The organism is Salibacterium aidingense DSM 18341 (genome assembly GCF_000429685.1).
GTDB lineage: Bacteria > Bacillota > Bacilli > Bacillales > Marinococcaceae > Salibacterium > Salibacterium aidingense.
This window is the reverse complement of the sequence record NZ_AUCI01000008.1, coordinates 181823-200054: the sequence shown is the minus strand read 5'-3', so window position 1 is coordinate 200054 and position 18232 is coordinate 181823. Positions and strand designations below refer to the sequence as shown.

The 18232-nt window shown below is 44.8% G+C and carries 17 protein-coding genes and 1 other RNA gene; 2 read left to right on the top strand and 16 right to left on the bottom strand.

The window, feature by feature from the left end:
- The first annotated feature begins 31 nt into the window (after positions 1 to 31).
- Positions 32 to 334: a HesB/YadR/YfhF family protein gene (locus G475_RS0110025; RefSeq protein ID WP_026701188.1), complete on the top strand. Its 303-nt coding sequence runs from the start codon at positions 32 to 34 to the stop codon at positions 332 to 334.
- Between the two features lie 2 nt (positions 335 to 336).
- Here G475_RS0110025 and G475_RS0110020 read toward each other — a convergent pair whose 3' ends face one another.
- From G475_RS0110020 to G475_RS0109960, 12 genes are all read right to left on the bottom strand, one after another.
- Positions 337 to 525 carry a hypothetical protein gene (locus G475_RS0110020; RefSeq protein ID WP_026701187.1) on the bottom strand — a complete coding sequence of 63 codons (189 nt, stop codon included), beginning with the start codon at positions 523 to 525 and terminating at the stop codon, positions 337 to 339.
- A 61-nt stretch (positions 526 to 586) separates the two neighbouring features.
- Positions 587 to 1726, bottom strand: coding sequence for a THUMP domain-containing class I SAM-dependent RNA methyltransferase (locus G475_RS0110015; protein ID WP_026701186.1), 1140 nt, complete (start codon positions 1724 to 1726; stop codon positions 587 to 589).
- Positions 1727 to 1834: 108 nt separating this feature from the next.
- An RNA gene (gene rnpB, locus G475_RS26780) (RNase P RNA component class B) lies at positions 1835 to 2224 on the bottom strand.
- A 62-nt stretch (positions 2225 to 2286) separates the two neighbouring features.
- Positions 2287 to 2697, bottom strand: coding sequence for a reverse transcriptase-like protein (locus G475_RS0110005; RefSeq protein ID WP_026701184.1), 411 nt, complete (start codon positions 2695 to 2697; stop codon positions 2287 to 2289).
- A gap of 24 nt (positions 2698 to 2721) precedes the next feature.
- Entirely contained in the window at positions 2722 to 3042 is a 321-nt protein-coding gene (gpsB, locus tag G475_RS0110000; RefSeq protein ID WP_026701183.1) for a cell division regulator GpsB, read from the bottom strand.
- Between the two features lie 98 nt (positions 3043 to 3140).
- A complete protein-coding gene (locus G475_RS0109995; protein ID WP_026701182.1) occupies positions 3141 to 3704 on the bottom strand; it encodes a DUF1273 domain-containing protein in 564 nt (187 codons plus the stop codon).
- Positions 3705 to 3877: 173 nt separating this feature from the next.
- Positions 3878 to 5125, bottom strand: coding sequence for a ribonuclease H-like domain-containing protein (locus tag G475_RS0109990; protein WP_026701181.1), 1248 nt, complete (start codon positions 5123 to 5125; stop codon positions 3878 to 3880).
- Positions 5115 to 7406, bottom strand: coding sequence for a DEAD/DEAH box helicase (locus G475_RS0109985; protein WP_026701180.1), 2292 nt, complete (start codon positions 7404 to 7406; stop codon positions 5115 to 5117). The genes G475_RS0109990 and G475_RS0109985 overlap by 11 nt, the downstream gene beginning before the upstream one ends.
- A gap of 140 nt (positions 7407 to 7546) precedes the next feature.
- On the bottom strand, positions 7547 to 7693 hold the full coding sequence (locus G475_RS27180; protein WP_156911665.1) for a hypothetical protein: 147 nt from the start codon (positions 7691 to 7693) through the stop codon (positions 7547 to 7549).
- 461 nt (positions 7694 to 8154) lie between these two features.
- The gene (locus G475_RS0109970; RefSeq protein ID WP_026701179.1) at positions 8155 to 9066 is read right to left on the bottom strand and encodes a chemotaxis protein; all 912 of its coding nucleotides are present in this window, start codon (positions 9064 to 9066) and stop codon (positions 8155 to 8157) included.
- A 162-nt stretch (positions 9067 to 9228) separates the two neighbouring features.
- A complete protein-coding gene (locus tag G475_RS0109965) occupies positions 9229 to 10095 on the bottom strand; it encodes a SurA N-terminal domain-containing protein (protein WP_169728520.1) in 867 nt (288 codons plus the stop codon).
- Positions 10096 to 10300: 205 nt separating this feature from the next.
- The gene (locus tag G475_RS0109960) at positions 10301 to 11095 is read right to left on the bottom strand and encodes an ABC transporter ATP-binding protein (RefSeq protein WP_026701177.1); all 795 of its coding nucleotides are present in this window, start codon (positions 11093 to 11095) and stop codon (positions 10301 to 10303) included.
- A 336-nt stretch (positions 11096 to 11431) separates the two neighbouring features.
- Between G475_RS0109960 and G475_RS0109950 the strand changes: the two genes are divergently transcribed.
- Complete coding sequence (locus tag G475_RS0109950) at positions 11432 to 12394, top strand: glycine betaine ABC transporter substrate-binding protein (protein ID WP_026701176.1); 963 nt, start codon at positions 11432 to 11434, stop codon at positions 12392 to 12394.
- A gap of 65 nt (positions 12395 to 12459) precedes the next feature.
- Here the strand turns inward: G475_RS0109950 and G475_RS28170 are convergent, their stop codons facing one another.
- From G475_RS28170 to G475_RS0109925, 4 genes are all read right to left on the bottom strand, one after another.
- Positions 12460 to 12750 carry a HesB-like (seleno)protein gene (locus G475_RS28170; RefSeq protein WP_422787564.1) on the bottom strand — a complete coding sequence of 97 codons (291 nt, stop codon included), beginning with the start codon at positions 12748 to 12750 and terminating at the stop codon, positions 12460 to 12462.
- Between the two features lie 21 nt (positions 12751 to 12771).
- Positions 12772 to 13680: a dipeptidase gene (locus G475_RS0109940; protein WP_026701175.1), complete on the bottom strand. Its 909-nt coding sequence runs from the start codon at positions 13678 to 13680 to the stop codon at positions 12772 to 12774.
- Between the two features lie 435 nt (positions 13681 to 14115).
- Positions 14116 to 14454, bottom strand: coding sequence for a cyclic-phosphate processing receiver domain-containing protein (locus G475_RS0109930; protein WP_026701174.1), 339 nt, complete (start codon positions 14452 to 14454; stop codon positions 14116 to 14118).
- 100 nt (positions 14455 to 14554) lie between these two features.
- Positions 14555 to 18223 (bottom strand): dynamin family protein, encoded by a 3669-nt coding sequence (locus tag G475_RS0109925; protein ID WP_026701173.1) that lies wholly within the window; start codon positions 18221 to 18223, stop codon positions 14555 to 14557.
- Positions 18224 to 18232: the final 9 nt, after the last annotated feature.

Sequence of the window (18232 nt, the reverse complement as noted above, 5' to 3'; positions counted from 1 at the left end):
TAACTGGTGATAGAAGAAAGGGGGCGGACCTATGAAGGTAACCATTAAACCTGAAGCGGCCCTTCTTTATAAAGAGGAGATGGAATTGGAGGACGGCGATTATCTTCGTTTGTATGTGCGTATCGGCGGGGTGGGTTCCGGCGGTTATTCCATTGGTGTCGGAAAAGAAAAACCTGAAGCAGATGCATACGTGCTTCAGGAACAAGGCATATATTTTTTTGTAAATCCGCAGGATCAATGGTATTTAGATGGAATGATTATTTCCTATGATTCAAAAATTGACCTGCTTCATTTCGAAAACCCGAACATTTATGATGTCACGAATCCGAGGTAGTTTTAAAGCCGTTGGGTCAAACGATAATTCCAGGCCATATTCAATTGGCGTTTAGCCTGGATTATAGCATCTTCCGGCTTAGAAGATAAGGGTTGTCCGTTTGGCGATTGGAGTGCTTTTTCAGCATTGCCGATCGCTTTTTCAATTTTTCGTAAAGATTGGATTTTCTGTTCTTCCTGAATACGTTCCAACCTGTCTCCCTCCCTGAATCATTCTACTTTAAAAGAATATCCAGATCAGGGCGGAAATATGCTAATTTTTTGGCGGACGCTGCCCCCAGTACTGGTAATAGTCCGTCTTTATTTTTCCGTTATAAAGCTTACGTTTTTTGGTTGCTTTTTTGCCATAAAGGGATTCAAATTTTTCATTAGACGTTAATATATAGATAGACCAGGTTTCAAGAGAACGAAATGCTTGGCCAATCTCCTGATACAGGGTATCAATGGATTCTTTTTCTCCGAGTCGTTCCCCGTACGGCGGGTTGGAAACAAGACACCCATAGGGTTTTTTGGCCGTAAAGTCCGAAGCCTGCATTTGTTTAAAGGAGACGACACCGTATAGTCCGGCTTCCATCGCATTTTCACGTGCCAGTTCCACAATCCGGTGGTCAATATCCGACCCCTGTATCTCCAACGGCTGGTCATACTCTGCTTTATCTTCTGCTTCTTGCCGGGCTCTCTCCCATATCCCCGGATCCAGCCATTCCCACGATTCCGCTGCAAAATCACGATTGAACCCGGGGGCAATCTTCTGGCCGATCAGCGCAGCTTCAATAGGAATCGTACCAGAACCGCAAAACGGATCCGCAAATGGCCGGTCCGGCTGCCAATTCGTCAGCATAACCAGAGACGCTGCCAGCGTTTCTTTTAAAGGTGCAGTATTTTGCACGGCTCTATATCCGCGTTTATGAAGACCGGCTCCGGATGTATCGATCGTTAAGACCGCCGTATCCTTATGCAGCGCAATTTCGATTTTGTACACTCCGCCGCTTTCGGCAAACCACTCTTTATGGTAGGTCTGCTTTAAGCGTTCCACTACTGCTTTTTTGACAATGGACTGGCAGTCCGGGACGCTGTAAAGGGTCGATTTGACAGAACGACCGATGACAGGAAATTCCGCATCCTCCGGAAGGTAATCCTCCCAGGCTGTCGCTTTGGTCCTTTCAAACAATTCCTCAAAGGAATAGGCCTTGAATTCCGCCACTTTTATTTTAACCCGGTCCGCCGTACGCAGCCACATATTTGTCCGGGCGACTGCTTCCACCGGAGCTTCAAATTCGACCCTCCCATTTTCCACTGTCACGTTTTCATACCCGAGCTCTTTTACTTCACGGGCAACCAGCGCCTCCAGTCCCATCGTAGCCGTTGCAATTAATGTTACATGATCGCTCATCGTTTCCTGCTCCTTTAAGGGTGCGGCTTCTTTGATTATGTTTCACTTGATGATAGTATTGGATAAAGAAAAAACCCCTTATTCAGGGGTTGACCGATGCCGTAACATTCCTATAAGCCATGTTCTGTCCCTTTGTGCTGCTGACGGTTATTCACCTCGCACTCCGGTGGCAGTCATCTATCTGCAGAGGAGATCTCTGCCCTTTCTTTCCGTTGATTTCCTTCCGAAAGGTGCCCCTACCAATATTTGGGTTTCTCGCTCGAGGGGTTTACCGCGTTCCACTCTGCTTGTTTCCAAACAGACTACGTCACTGTGGCACTTTCAGGGTAATCAGACCATATCTGAACAAGACACAGGTCTTTTTCCCGCCGTCGGTCCAGCAGAAGCCGGACCGCCCTGACTTATGGTTTCGCCAGGCACGAACACTACAGCCGTCTCAGGCTGTGCGAGCATGGACTTTCCTCTGCGCCTGAAGCGGCGCAGCGACTGCCGGAATGTTATCAGCATCTTTTTCAGCCACATGCTATTATATCCTGTTCCACGTGGTTTGACAAGCCGTATTATCTAAATTCAGGCGAACTTTTATTCTTTTTCACCGCTTTTTTGGAGAGTTGATCAGCGGCCCGGTTTTGCGTGGATGGAATCCATTTGACAAAACATAATTCGCAGGCAGAAAAAAGCTGCAGAATATCAGACAGATAGGAAGTGTACAGGCGGTGTTTGGTAAACTGTTTTTCGACTGCATCGTCGACCAATTTAGAATCCGTATGAATGGATGCCATCGTCCACCCCTTATCCACACACATTTGCAGTGCTTCCCGCAGCGCAGCAAATTCAGCCTCATGATTGCTCATGGTTCCAAGCGGTATGGCATAATGCTCATTTTCACCATCCGGTCGATTGACAAAAATACCCGCTCCGGCCGGGCCGGGATTGCCGGCGCTGGCTCCATCTATAAAGATTTTTAACATGGAGACTCCCCCAGCTCCCAGTTCCTATTCATATAGTTTTTTTCCAAACACTTCTTTTTCGAGATTCGATAAACGTTTTAAAATATCGTAATTTGTTCCGCCGGCCTGGATGGTCTGCTCCATGGAGGCATCCTGAGGCTGGCCATTATACCGGGTCTCGCGCTGGCGTGTATTCTGGTTCTGCTCGAGCTGCTGTTCCAGTTCTTTCACTCGTTCTTCATAAGCTTCATAATCCTGAATGATGATATCAAGAAATTGGTCCACTTCATCTTTATTATAGCCTTTCATACTGCTTTTAAAATCTTTATCTAAAATATCTTTTCCTGTTAATCGAATATTTTGCATCGTTAAGGTTCACCCCGAATATCATAGCATTTTGATATAAGTTGTTTGTCCTTTATTTTTTCAGAACTTCTTTGAAAAGTCAATTTTCAATCATTTTACTATTCAAAGTCATTGTGCTTTCTTATCCCAATTTCTTCTACCGTCTCCTGAAGATCGTCGGGGGTGATGCGATATATCGGGTACTCGTGGCTTTCGGCTTTTCGATTTGCGGCCTGAAGGTAATACTTTGGAGTTCCTTCCTGTTCTTCTGTATACAAAAGAAGCAGGGCCTCTGTTTTCATAACGATAAAGTCATTTTTGGCTCGAAGCTGCCCCGGATTTTCATATTCTTTATTGGAAATAGCTTCACTGTAGTCCGCCATTTGCAGGATACGCTGATATCGTTCCTGGGCATGCTCCGGCCAGATTTTATCCTGGTGCAGAAAAGGCGGAAGGACAGCCAGCCGGAGCCGGGGCCATTCGGCTTTCATATCAAGAACTACTTCCGCCGCCCATTGTTCCACTCCGGGGTGGCCGGAAACGACCACCCACTCCAGATCCTCTGCTAAAAAACCCTGAAGTTTGGCTTCCAAAGTTTTCTTGATATACGTTATTTCCTCCGCATCCTGCTTGAAAATCCCCATCTCCTGCGGCTTATATCCCGTCACAGCCAGTACTTTCACTCCAAATCCTCTCCTGTCCTATTTCCTCAGGAATATTTCCTTTATCAAACCATACCCCTTCTTTTTTCGACAAGAAGGCAAAAAAGAACACCTTACCCGCCTGGAGGGTATTGTCAAAAGAAAAAGATAATGCGCTGATCATGTACCTTTATGCGCTTGCCCGGGAAATAATTTCAGCCGGCATTTCCCTTTGCGATTTTATTTCGTAAACGCTGCCGGCGTTTATTAATTTCCTCTGAATACTGCCGGGCGTCTGCGGCGATTTCAGTATAATACAGCGCTTTTTCAATGTCTTTCTTTGTATGTTCCATGTATTTAGCTAGTTCCACCGCGGCATCTGCCGTATGCTGGTTTTCCTCCCGGCATGCCCTCTCAAAGTAACTCACAGCTTCCTCGATACGTTTTTGTTTTTTTAATACCCGTCCCAGCGCGTAGGAAGGAGATTCCTCTGTTTCTTTCTTGGACTCCGCAGCTTTTGTATAACACCATTCCGCCTGCGGCCACTCTTTGATTTGTTCAAACCAGCGTCCGATTTCCATCGTTTCCTGACGGGAGGTCCCCCGCTGCATCACTCTATCGGAAAGCTCAATATACAACGTGATCAAAGAAAGAACATCCCATTCATTATGGGTGAGTATCCCCTCAATAAATCCGGGATGCTGCTCCTGTAGATAATCGAAATAAAGCATAGGTGCCAGATATCCCGGGGTGTCGTTTTCCCTTTGGAAGCCTAGAATTTCAGCTTCCACGACAGAAAGCCGGCACGACGGAAGATCGTGTTTAAAAAGGCGCCGGGACGCATGCAGCAAATCAAAATGGCCAAACTCAGGAAGCTTTGGTACTTCGTTTCTTACAAACGTATGCCTAGTTTTCAACTGGGGCCAGTCAAAGGCTTTTCCATTAAAAGTAGCAAGATGGCAGATCGAATCCTTCATTTCTTTTAAAAAATAATAGTAAAACGCCACCTCGGCTTCTGGTCCCGGCAGAAAATACTGGCTCACATGGACATCACTCCTGGAAAAATACGCTCCCCCGAGCAGGAAAATCATATTTCCCGCACCGCTGTTCAGCCCTGTTGTTTCCGTATCAAAAAACAGAAGATCTTCCGGACGGCGTTCAAGAGGACGAAGCGGATGCCGGGTTAACTCCTTCTCCCATCGCTCCCATATTGGAAAAAGCTCCCCTAAAGCGTGTCTGCCATGATAGTGATCGAGGGGGTACTGCACTTCCCGTCTTATTACATACTGGTTTTCTAAATACAGAGGGGCGGCATGAAGCTGGTGCCATTCCTCTAAATAGGGAACCGTCTGCTGATCTTGTGCCGGCTGAACGCAGGTCTCTATGTTTTCTTTTGTCTTCTCGTCGGAAGAGGTGTGGTTCATGTGATGTTTCATCCGGTTTAATTTATTTTTAAGCTTCAACCTGCTGTTCCTCCTCCAGGATACGAATTAATCGCAATGTAAGCCACTTGGTCTCCTCTCCAAGGTTTAGGTCAGAGCCGGTGCAGGATGGGCAGCCGGATGTACAGGGACAGGCACGAATCAATTTCCGGCAGTCATGCAGAATGGTTGGAAATGTCCTGTAAACGGCTTCCGACAACCCTACGCCTCCCGGATATCTGTCATATAAAAAGATAGTTGGCTGTTCAGAATGGGTGGCTTTCATCTGGGGGACAACATGAAGGTCACTTGGATCACACATCACATGAATAGGAGCCACGTGACGGAGGACGTTTGCTGTGCCCATCAGAGCCTGTTCCAGCGGCTGTCTTCCAAACTTCTGCACAGCTGACTCGGGAAAACTGATCCAGCACGCGTTGGTATGCAGTTCCTCTTCCGGGAGGTGGATCGTTCCGGACCCGATATTTTCAAAGGTCGTCATCTTGATTTTTTTGAAAATGGTTGCTTTGGCGTTTACCATAACGTCACCAAATGCAGTGTCAAAGGAGGCGCAGGCTGTTTTTTTATCTTCCTCCAGCACCTTCAGATCCACAGCAAGATTGGCATCTGTATAATACTCTACCTGCACTTCTTCCACATAGGCTTTCTTCTCTTCCCAGTCAAGTTCTTCCACCTGGTATTGAACGCCCTGGTGCAGATAAATGGCTTTTTCATGCAGCAGGGTCATCGCGCTGAAACGGTCCATTTCCCCAATAACTTTTACGTTGGATATATCGGTTTGATCGATGATCACAACATTTTCCTGGGACGCAGAGCGCAGACTGATGCCATGAGCAGGGAAGGCATCATTCATCCAATACCATTTATTTCCACGCTGGTGCAGCACCTGCTCTTCGGCAAGATATTCCAGCACTTCTTCTATTGCCGTCCCATCAAAGGTCTCCCCTTGTTGAAAAGGTAATTCAAAGGCTGCACACTTGACATGATCCACGAGAATAATCAAATTATCCGGATGAACACGGGCGGATTCCGGATTTTGGTCCAGGAAAAATTCCGGCTGCTGGATCATATACTGATCCACGGGAGCAGAACTTGCCACCAGAACGATCAGGGATTCATCCTGGCGTCTTCCCGCCCGGCCGGCCTGCTGCCAGGCACTGGCAACCGAGCCGGGATATCCTGTCATAATACAAACCTGCAGCTGACCGATGTCAACTCCTAATTCCAGCGCATTTGTGCTGACGACACCCATAATGTCTCCGTCCCGGAGTCCCTTTTCAATCTCCCGTCTTTGTTGTGGAAGGTAACCGCCCCGATAACCCTGAATCGTTTTGGGACCTAATTCCTTTTTTACCAGTTCCTGCAGATGGCTTAAAATAACTTCTACTCTTACCCTGCTTCTGGCGAAAACAATTGTTTGAATGTTTTCTTTCAGGAAGCGGGAAGCCAGAGCATTTACCTCGGAGGTCGCCCCTCTGCGGATATTCAAAGATTCATTGACGACAGGCGGATTATAAAACACAAAATGTTTTTTCCCGCGCGGGGCACCGTTGTTATCTATCAGTTCAAAAGGCTCCCCGGTTAAATTTTCGGCTAGTTCCTTTGGATTGGAAATCGTGGCTGAGGTGGAAATAAAGACCGGAGAACTTCCATAATAGGAAGCAATCCGTTTCAGACGCCGGATAACGTTGGCAACATGACTTCCGAAAACCCCGCGGTAGGTATGAATTTCATCAATAATAATATAGTCAAGATTTTCAAACAGGGAGACCCATTTCGTATGGTGCGGCAGTATGGCAGAATGCAGCATATCTGGGTTTGTAATTACGACATGGCCGGCTTTTCGCACCAACTGCCTGATATTTGCGTTCGTGTCTCCATCGTAAGTATAACTCTTAATATCTTCACCGGCCGCTTCGATTAAATCATTTATCTCGCTTTTCTGGTCCTGGGCGAGGGCCTTTGTCGGGAAAAGATATAATGCTCTGCTTTCCTTATTATTTAAAATAGACTGCAGGACAGGCAAGTTGTAACAGAGCGTTTTACCGGAAGCCGTAGGCGTGACTGAAACGGTATTCTTCTGTTCAAACCCGCTTTTCTGCAGAGCAGAATGCTGATGGGTATAGAGCTCTGTTATACCCTTTTCTTTCAAGGCTTGAACAAGTCTAACATCCAACCCGGCTGAAAAAGGCGCCGTCCGTGCCGGTTCTGCTTCTATCGTATGCCAATATTCGATCCGGCTGCTCCACTCCGGATCCTTCTGCATCCACTCCATTAATTGGCGCAATGTTTGCTTTTGCATTCGAATTTTCACCTCTTATATCTCCTATTATACCGAATATACGTTTGATTTCCAATCCTCTGTGACAGAGAAACGAAAAGCCGCCAAACTTCACATTGGCGGCTTCATGTATTATTTTCCGCATGACGGGATCTCTTCAGTCAATGATCCGCGGCAGACGGTTTACCTATTCTTTCTCTATAGAGCTTTTTCAGTTCATCATTGTTAAGCCGGGTCAGCATCTGCCGCGGCAGTCCGCATATCATCTCTAAGTCTTTAATGAGTTTCCTGCGTTCCGTGGTACTCAAAAGACTATCTTCCCTTCTCCCTGTTTGCTTGCTTTTATTATACGTTTTCAGTCAGCATAAATCAAAAATTAATATTGTATTAGTACAGAAAAGGAACAAAAAAATACAATAACGAAATATCGTTATTGTAAAAAGAAGCAGAAATGCTGAAACCTTATATTATCTGGCCGTGTGGTATTCGTTAATCATCTGCAAAACGGTCTTTTCCTCTTTTGCCGGTGTTACACTGCGTTCTTTCGTTTTCCTGTTGGTCTTCTGCATGCTGATCACTCTCCCCATGAATAGTGTTATAATGTAATGCTTATTATACACAGTTGTTATAATACAGTCAACCGGTTTTGAAGAAATTTTCTAACATATCCCTTTCGGCTAAGAATTCGGGCTTCAGTCTACTTCATCCAATATTTATTGACTACGCTCTAAAAAAACTCTTACAGCAGATGCTGTAAGAGATATTAATATTAATTCAGTATTAATGTATCTATTTCGTCGACCAGATGGACAATTTCCGGTTTGCTGATCTGCGCTTCTGCCCCTACCTGTTCTCCTTTATGGTATAAATCCTCTGTAATCAATGATGAAAATATGACCACAGGGATGGATTTTAATTCATGATGATCTTTAATTTTATAGGTTAAATGATGTCCGTCCATTTTTGGCATTTCCAAATCGGTAATGATCAAGTCTGGAAGCTTCCGCTCTTCCACGTCCTCCGGTTCCCCCTGCAGGTAATCCCAGGCAGCTTTTCCATCCTGGAACATAAATGAATTAACATACCCGGCTTCCTCCAGCACATCTTCGAGCATTTGTCTTAAGATCGTGGAATCCTCAACGATCATCAGTTGTTTTTCGGTTCTGTCTTTATAGCTGATATTACTTACCTGGTTCATATTCACACCGGCTTCCGGGGCAATGTCCATCACGATTTTTTCATAGTCCAGAAGGAGGGACATTTTTTCCTCCATTTTTACAATTCCAATCGTATTTGCATCATATCCCTGGGAGAGTTCACCCGGTTTTTCTATCTGCTCCCAGGAAATGCGGTGTATTCGTGAGACGGAATGAACGTGAAAAGCAACCTTCATTTGATTTAGTTCGGAAATGATAAATTTATCGTGTTCCGGCTGTTCGGATGGCGGATATCCTAATACTTTCGCCAGATCTACAACCGGAATAACTTCCTCTCTAAGACGAACGACTCCTTCCAGATGTTCGTGTCGATTCGGCGTTTCTGTTACCGCTACCGGCTGAATAATTTCCCTTACCTTTAACACATTAATTCCAAAGGTGCCGCCGCCCACTTCAAACATGACGATTTCCAGTTCATTGGTGCCGCTTTCGAGCAGTATATCTGTTTGATTTGTCAGTGCCATGGTTCTACCCCCAACTATTCATATGGCATTAGTACTTTTGTCTCTATTTTACCTAATTACCGCTGAACTGCAAGGATTATTTCTAAATTACCCAAAAAAATCAAACTTTCCTCCTGATATAAATATAAAAAAGCCGGCAGTGGGGACTGCCGGCTTTTTTTGTTACAGGTTAACGGTAACGTCTCCTTCTTCACGGAGCTGATCGACAAGAGACTGTACCTGCTCATTCTGTTTTTGAGAGGTAATCTGCTGTTCAATCTGTGGTCTCATTTCTTCCAATGAAGGAGTCTCTGATTCAGAAGACCCGTCTTCTTCGCTGCCTCCGTCTTCACTTTCTTCACTGCCTTCTTCTCCTTCACCGCCGCCCTGGGCTTGTACCATTTGATTGTACATCTCTTCTACTTCTTCATCTGTTACCTCAATGTCCCCTGTTTCATTTTCTACCAATTTGTTTACTTTAACCTGCTGTTCAATATCGCTTTGCAGTTCATCCTCAGAAACACCTTCCGAATCAAGAGCTTCCTGGAACTGCTCATCAGAGCCAAACTGTTCTTTCAAGGATGTCAGTTCTTCATCAATTTCTTCTTCTGATGCGGTAATATCCTGGTTATCTGCTTCCTGAATCAACAGTTTCTGGCCGATTAACTGATCGACGGTCTGCTGTTGAATCTGTTCCTGCATTTCTCCGTTTTCATCCTGCTCCTGAATATTCATGCCTTGAGCAGCGTAGTTATTCAGCGTCGAGACATAAACCGATTCAAATTCATTTTTAGAGATTTCTTCTCCATTAACTTCAGCTACAACATCAGGTATATCGGAAAGATCAGGATCAGGCATTTCTTGAGCCGTTTCTCCCTCATTGCCGCCGTCTTCATTAGAGGAATTCTCATTGTTTTCCTCATTGGTTTCTTCCTGCTGGGAGTCATTGGATTGACCTTCCTGGTCATCTGATGCTTCGTCTCCTCCGCAGGCTGTCATTACAGACACAGACACAGCAAGCGCAAGGCTGACTATCCATTTTTTACTCAAATGTATTTCTCCTTTCATAATCCATACTGCCATGTATTGTAACATATAGAGCAGGCTAACACACATTATCCCTTTCCATTCTCCCTGTCCTGTCTTGGTGAAGACCATGACTTGTGTCTGCAAACCCTTCCATGGCAGGAAAAATATCCCCATTTTCTATTCTAATAGGAAAATGTGTAAAAGTATCAAACCTTATTCTTCCTCCTTATGGAACAAGAAGCCAGGGTCTTTCCTTCTCCCAATGTACTCTCCCCTTTACCTCAAACGTTTCCTGTACATTGGCATCATTGAGAATTTCTTTTTTTGGGCCCTTATGTATCATGTTTGCCTCTTTTAATAATAATACATTGCTTACAGAAGCCGGAAGTTCCTCCATATGATGGGTAACATAAATCAAGGCCGGAGCATTGTCCAGCTCCATAAGAGCTTCCAGGGAAGATAGAAATTCCTCTCTCCCTTTCACATCCAGCCCGGTACACGGTTCATCCAGAAGCAGGATCCGCGGCTCTGCCATCCAGGCCCGGGCAAGCATCGTTCTCTTTTTTTCCCCCTGGGAAAGCTGGGAGTACTTATTCTCTTTTAAATGTCCTATTCCAAAAAAATCCATCCAGCCGGAAGCTGTTTCTACCTGGTACGTGTTTGTCTTTTCATATAATCCCACCGAAGCAAATAATCCGCTTAATACCACTTCCAGCGCTGTATCACTGGCTCTTGTTCGATAACGATCATCCAGGGCATCACTGACCCAGCCAATACGCTGCCGCAGTTTTGGAATACTAATCCTTCCGTATTTCCCCTGCCAGCTATAGACAGCTCCGGATGTGGGCCATACATATCCGGCAATAATCTGGAGCAGAGTTGTTTTACCGGAGCCATTCAACCCTAATAACCCCCATTGTTCTCCTTCTTTCAATTCGAAAGTCACATCTTTTAACCTGATCGTACCGCCTGTTATTACATCTACGTTCTCAAAGGATAACAGCATTCTTTGCTTTTCCATGTTCTCCTCCTATATGTACAGATACATTAATACAATACCAAATTTTTAGGTTTTATTACAGTAATATTCCGGTACCATAAAAAAAATAAAATTTTTTCAATGGACATGCCACAAGAGCTGAAGCTTAATTGTTCCATTTATTTTATTTGACTTTTCTCGAGAAAATGTTATGTTAAATTTGTTAAAAAAATATTTAATTAATCTAACATTCTTAACGAAAAGGGGGCGAGAATGAAACGTATGGGTTATGCTCATGCTGAGAAAGAAGGATGCACAGTCTAGACCATTCATACGTTATCTTTCTGCTGAAGAAAAAATCAAAAGTAAGGGGTATCAATGAAAATGATGAAACAAATGATAAGCTCGATGTTATTTTTCTTTTTACTCACAGGACTTGCAGCCTGCGGCAGTGACGACACGGACACTTCCGAGGAACCGGATAACGCAGAAGAAGAAGCAGGAGAACAAAAGGAAGACGAGTCCTCCGGCGGAGAGTCCAGCGAAGAAGCAGACAGTGAGAGCAGCAAAGACACGCTGACAATGGGACAGATTAACTGGGCGGAAAATATCGCCGTGACAAACATGTGGAAAGTCATCCTGGAAGACCAAGGGTATGACGTTGAATTAAATAACCTCGATATGGGAACGACCATGGCAGCTGTCGCGGAAGGCGGCCTTGATATCAGTCTTGAAGTATGGCTGCCGATTCAGGATGCCAGTTATGTAGAAGAATACGGGGATGACATCAACTTCTCTGATGAAGTATGGTATGAAAATGCCAAGGTTGGGCTTGTTGTTCCTGAATACATGGAAGAGATCAACAGCATTGAAGACCTGAATGACCACGCGGAAGAATTCAATGGGGAGATCACAGGGTTCGATCCGGGTGCAGGTACGATGGAAGTAACCGAGGATCTTATTGAAGAATATGATCTGGACTTCGAACTTCTGCCAAGCTCGGAACCGGCCATGCTGGAGGAAATTAACCAGGCTGTTCAAAATGAAGAGCCGATAGTAGCTCCGCTTTGGAGTCCGCACCGGGTGTTTTCTCAGCATGATCTAAAATATTTGGAGGATCCTAAAAACACGTACGGTGATTCAGAGCAAATCCACCATGCCACACGCGAAGGGTTTGCGGAGGATTACCCTGAACTCGATGAATGGTTTAAGAACTGGAAAATGGAGGACGACGCGATTGGTGAATTGATGGTAGAAGTGAATGAAGCAGAAGAGCCAATTGATGGAGCAGAGAAATGGGTCGAGGAAAATCAGGATCTAGTTAACGAGTGGATAGAATAGAAGGAAAAAAGCTGTCCCGGCGGAAGCGTCTCCGCTGCAGGACAGCTTTTTCTTTATTTCAGGGGTTAACAGCAATCGCTGTCCGGAGCCCCGTTCATGACCAGTCCCGGTTCCCCGTCTTCGGAGGTTTCAACATCAAGCGTTACCTCTTCCACGTGTGAGAGAATCTGCTGTTCAATCGCTACGTGGATGCCGTTAATATCCCGTTTTACATCCTCTTCTGCCGGCTCATCCAGAGCCAGTCCTACATTTGGACCGCCTCAGCCCATGCCGGAAAAGACGACACGAATCGAGGACATATCATGTTCCTGCATGATTCCTTCAATAAACTGTTTAGCCTTGTCTGTAATCTCCATGTATTTCACCTCTTTCCTTCTTTATTCTAGAGGATCATCCTGTGTTTGAAAAGGATGGCGCTTTGTATCATATCGTTTATTGTTCCAATACCTTCGAAAATTGCAGCACGCTATTTTTTTTACTATCTCCTCATCAAACCGCTGCAGAAGCCATTCGATGAGGGAAGGAAATTTGGCAGGGGTTTCCATTCCTGTAATGGTTTCTGTTATTCCATCAAAATCAGAGCCAAACCCAATAATATCCGCTGCTCCCAGACTGCACAAGTGTTCCACCTGCCGGCCGAAGTCGGAAAAACCGGCCGTTTCTGTTCCATTTATAAACGGAGGATAAAAGGTCAAACCAATAAATCCCTGCTTTTGCACTAGAGTGCGAATTTGATCATCTGAAAGATTACGCGGATGAGGATGAAGGGTCTTCACATTCGTATGACTGACAACAGGTTGTTCTACCAGCTCTACAGCCTGCCAAAAACTTTTTTCATTTAAATGAGCCGCATCAAATACAATATTATGGTCATTCATCCATTGGATCACGTTTTTCCCCTTATCCGTGAGTCCATAATTATTGGACTGGAGACTTCCAGCGGCTAATTCATTTCTTTCGTTCCAGGTAAGAGAGGCCATTTCTACTCCGTTTTCTATCATTCTCTCCCATTCATTGAAGTCATCCTCCAGGACCCCCGCTCCTTCCAGGGATAACAAGGGCTGAATTCCGCCGTCTCCTAAAGAAGATTTTCTCCAATGGTGGTACAGCTGCATTTCTTTCTTTAATAATTCCTTTTGTTGTCCAGGTGTTTTATCGGTTGGAACAAACAATGCAAAATTCTGCATCCGCACGCCGCCCTTATTCATGGCTTCCGCTGTCACGGATGGCGGAAGTGACTGAACCATTTTCCATAAAGCATCACAATGAGCATCTGCAATATCCATGAACGATATCTTCCCTTCCTATTTTTGTATATTCTATGCGGGTGGGAAATAATCGTTTCATTCTACGGGCTGCTTTCTCATTTTCACTCCAACCGCGATGGTTTCATTTTTGTTCTTTAGGACCCATCCCAATGACGGATGATGGTCAAGACAAGGATTCGGTTTGATGTGAGAATACACATCTTCCCCGGCATAAACCTGCCCTTCGCTGTCATGAACTGATTCCTCCAGAATCAGGGCAAAATCAATAAAACCTTGTCAGCCTCCTGACAGGGCAGCCGTAAGAAAAATCCGGCCGCCGTTATCTATCCGCCGTTTCAATTGCCGGGCCGCTTTCTCTGTTATGGGTACCTGTTTCATGTTTTGGCCGCTCCCTTTCCTTGCTTTGCCTAAGAAAAAAGATTGCCCCTCACATATCGGGACAATCAGCTTGACTTATGAAAAGGTCAAGGGTAGAGGTCTATGGGTGACTTTTACACATTCCGGAACAGACCCCGATTTTTTTCCTTCAAGAAGGTGCTGGTACATCTTTTTTCCAGCCGCTGCATTGGCAGAATGTATTGTGATATGATCTGGATATAAATTATGTTCAAGAAGATAGAGTACAACGTCAAATCCATTTGTTTTCTTACTTCCTAAATCGTGATCCAGTGACAGGTGGGACACTGGTTCACCATCCCGCAGAAGCAGCATGCACTCTTCTGCTGTTTTTACTACAATATGATCTTCTGGTCCAGGCCTCACATCGTCAAGGAAAATATTACGTCGTTCCAATTAAATCATCCTTTGCTAATCATTCGATCACAGCAACTGATCGATGTTCGAGCCTATTGTCTTTCCATTTTATCACATCTATATACACAAACCAACAATGTTATAGGACAAGATCAATTTTTTGTATAATGCTGTCAATCGTTTGGAGCTCTCCTGTGTCCTTTTCGGAGTCCAATGAGTCCTTCACCTGACAGGCGGTCTGTTTATACCATGTCAGGCTGGATCCCCAGTTTTCTCTCATCCGGGCAATGAAGATATTATTCAAATAGGCGTGATAGGATGCTGTATACTCATCACCATACGGGCGAAGAGATTGTTCCAGTCTCTCCTTTAATTCGTTGTATTCTCCTTCAATGAAAAAACGGCCGGCGGTGCGGTAATGTTTTAAATAAGGCAGATCCCCGCTTTGGAAAGGAGGATGTTCATATATTCGAAACTCTGGAAAGCCGTCCCTCCATTCTGTTTTGGCAAAAGAATCTTTTATTTCGGACGGCAAAGCCTCGACGACCTGTTTCTGCATACTTTCCCATTGTCGTTTGATATAATATTCCATTCGTATAACAGTAGCACGGATTTCCTCAGCCAGAAGGTAAAAGATAAATTGAATCAATTCATTCACATACCGGTATAATTGTGGAGGAAAAGACGTGTCCTGATAAAAACGATGAGCTCCCAACTTCTCTTTATATTCGTCAAAGTAGCGGTAAAATACGCGCTGTTTCACATAGAACATTAATTCTTCCAGTTCCCTCTCTGTCTCCTGAATATCCAGTTCTACGTCGTAGGTTTCCAGCCATTCAATAAACTCTTGCGTTTTATGCCGGATTTTCTTCTCCTCTTTCTTTTCCATCATTTCTTTCTGCAGGATATATTGTTTATGCCATGCCAGGGCTTTTTTGGCCTGATATAGCTCTTCGTGTCCTTCTTTTATTAATGTTTGTTCCAATACATTCTCAGCAATATGCTGAAAATGCTTTAAAAAGGCTTCTACACCGGAAGCGTGCCCGGAACCATATAATTCTTCCTTTCCAGATATAGGAAATACCCGGGGAGAGGAAATACCAAAGCGTTGGAATTGATTCGTAACATAATCAAGAACATCCTGTAATTCCTTATTAGTAGTGGCCAGGTCGGCAGCATTTACCAGAAAAAACATCTTATCGTATGAAAAATATTCTTTCGTTCTGCCTAACTGTTTAAGAAACTCCTGGTCCGCTTTCGAATAGGCGTGATTGTAGTAGGTGATAAATAACACCGCATCTGCGTGTTTTAATTCTTCAAATGCTGTTTGGCTGTGCCGCTTATAAATAGAGCCAATCCCAGGGGTATCTGTTAACACATACCCATCCGCTGTGAAGCGGCAGCAAAAGTATATCGCCGCAGAACGAATAAGCAGCACTTCTTCTTTTCGCTGCAGCATTTCTTTGTACTCCTGAAGGTCGATCTGGACTATACGGTTTAATCGAGCTGATAAATGATGATAGGAGTCCCAGTATTGATCCAGGAGAACAATTTCTTCGGGTTGAAGCACTTCTACCGGAAGCGGGACTTCCTCCTCTTGCTCGTCCCCACTGTTCTTTTCCATCGCTTTCATATCAAGCCAGTCTTCCGGCGTTTCCAGGGTCATTCCAGCAGGTGATAAAATGTCATTCATGTCTTCGGTTAACTCCCGCCTTGATTTGTATTGCACCTCCACCGTACGATCCGGATGCCTTGAATCGGGATATTGTATGGATTGCACAAAACTCGTCGTAGGATTCGCGGAAGCTTCCAGTATAGGTTCTCCTGCTATTGCATTAGCCAGCGTTGATTTTCCTGCACTGAAGCTTCCAAACAACGACACCCGGTAGTATTTGTGTCTTAATCGGTCCGCTTTATTTTTTAATGACTGTTTTTGGTGTGCTAGGGTTTTCACTGCTGGAAGAAGGGAGTAAACATATTCCATTCTCCGGGCCATGTTTTCTGCGGCCCGGGCATAAGAAACCTTCGTCTGTGCCGGCAGCGGAGGATAAAAATCATCGATATCGACCACCGGCTCTCTCCTGACAGACACAACGGGGGATTTTGGACCGACGCCGGCATCCATTTTCGTTTGTTCCATCTGACTCTGGAGCGGGAGGGCGGAATACTCCAGATGTTTGATAACCTGTGCTGCTGTGCGGGTGATTGCTGTATACTCCTCCTGCCACTTTTTCCATACAAGAAGGGCTTCCTCCAGTTTAGCGTGTTGATTCTGTAAACGAGCTGTTTCCTTTTGCTGAGCCATATAGATTCTTTCTTTTACATAGGGAAACCATTCAATCACACTGGCTTTGTATTTTTTTCGTATTTCATCTATTATACTTCTGCAGAAAACCGATACATACGCATCAGAATATCTGGATCCCGGGCGTTCTGCCTGCCGTAATAGAGCGGCATCCGGAGAATGGCGGAGCGCGAATAGTTTTCTTTTCATATCCTGCTGGAAAATACCATAAGTTGTCATAATTGATTTTAGGTCATCCTGCAGATGAATATCTATATAGTTTCGGACGTTTTCCTGAAGACTTTCTATTAATTTCTCCTGTTTCTCCTGTAACTCCGTCCAGCGTTTTCTGCGGGAAAACAGGCGGAGCGGCAGGAACGAAGATTGTTTCGTTTCCAGGTAATCTTTTGCCAGAGTTCTGGTATGATATGGAGTGATTTTAGCATTGGCAAATACGGTATCAACGGCTCGAAGCATATCAATTTCCAGATGCTTGGACCAGGAGGAGGCTTTTTCGATTAGATGCCTGGTTTCCTCCACCTTCTCTGCAAGCTCCTGCTGGGAGGCGAAAGGTTGAATAACTGCCACATGTTCAGCGTCGGGCCTGGCTTTTCTTTCCCATTCCCCCGCCGTTTTTTCTAGAATTTGATATACCCGGAGAGCCATTGATTGACTGACATACCGGAAAGGATCGCGGCTGAGAGCCTGGATCATTCTGTTCAGGAGCTTCCAGGATTCCGGTGTTGTTTCTGGCTTTAAGGCAGATAAATAATGAAGGGAATGAAGGGTGATATTTTGTTTTTTCAAACTTTGGGTAACTTTCTTTTGAAAATCGGAAAAATATAACTCTCGTTCCTCATGTTTATCCACTTGATTAACAAGGAGCAGCGGCTCGATGTACATTCCATTTAATTTTTTTAAGAAAGCAAAGTTTTCTTCTGACTCTACATGCTGGTAATCAGTGACGTAACATACAAAGTCGGCTTCCTGTAAAGGAGCTTCGGCTGCCAGCCGGTGAGCCGCGATGCTCGAGTCTATCCCCGGAGTGTCCATGACTTTCACATTTTCCGGGAGTTGCGTTTCAGGGGATTGAATAAACAACTCCTCTATTTCATCTGTGGTGAACCAGGAATGATGCAGGTAATCCTCGGTCGCCTCCTCCCACACCTCGCTGGAGGAAGTCCGGTACCGCACAAAAGTACGATCTCCCTTTTGAAACTGAACAACATTGGCACTGGTAGGGACAGGATGAGACGGTAATATATCGTTTCCAATCAAATGATTCAGCAATGTCGATTTCCCAGCGGAAAAATGCCCGCAGAACACGACCGAAACGGCCGCGTCTTCTTGTTGATTAAAGGTGTCAAGCTGCCGTTGTACATCCTGAAACGATTCCAGCTGCTTGGCATGCACTAGTTGCGACAGGAACGATTCCAGGTATTCCATGGAGAATTGGTGCTGTTGAAAAAACGCACGTCGTTCCTCTTCCTTTAATAATACATCAGTAAGAGAAGGAGCTTTCATACGACCATT

Bases quoted from the DNA above. Each gene is read 5' to 3' on its own strand.
- G475_RS0109985 (WP_026701180.1), bottom strand. From the start codon at position 7,406: ATGCAAAAGCAAACATTGCGCCAATTAATGGAGTGGATGCAGAAGGAT.
- G475_RS0110005 (WP_026701184.1), bottom strand. From the start codon at position 2,697: ATGTTAAAAATCTTTATAGATGGAGCCAGCGCCGGCAATCCCGGCCCG.
- G475_RS0109960 (WP_026701177.1), bottom strand. From the start codon at position 11,095: ATGGAAAAGCAAAGAATGCTGTTATCCTTTGAGAACGTAGATGTAATA.
- G475_RS0109950 (WP_026701176.1), top strand. From the start codon at position 11,432: ATGAAAATGATGAAACAAATGATAAGCTCGATGTTATTTTTCTTTTTA.
- G475_RS0110025 (WP_026701188.1), top strand. From the start codon at position 32: ATGAAGGTAACCATTAAACCTGAAGCGGCCCTTCTTTATAAAGAGGAG.
- G475_RS0109925 (WP_026701173.1), bottom strand. From the start codon at position 18,223: ATGAAAGCTCCTTCTCTTACTGATGTATTATTAAAGGAAGAGGAACGA.
- gpsB (WP_026701183.1), bottom strand. From the start codon at position 3,042: ATGCAAAATATTCGATTAACAGGAAAAGATATTTTAGATAAAGATTTT.
- G475_RS0109940 (WP_026701175.1), bottom strand. From the start codon at position 13,680: ATGGATATTGCAGATGCTCATTGTGATGCTTTATGGAAAATGGTTCAG.
- G475_RS0109970 (WP_026701179.1), bottom strand. From the start codon at position 9,066: ATGGCACTGACAAATCAAACAGATATACTGCTCGAAAGCGGCACCAAT.
- G475_RS0110015 (WP_026701186.1), bottom strand. From the start codon at position 1,726: ATGAGCGATCATGTAACATTAATTGCAACGGCTACGATGGGACTGGAG.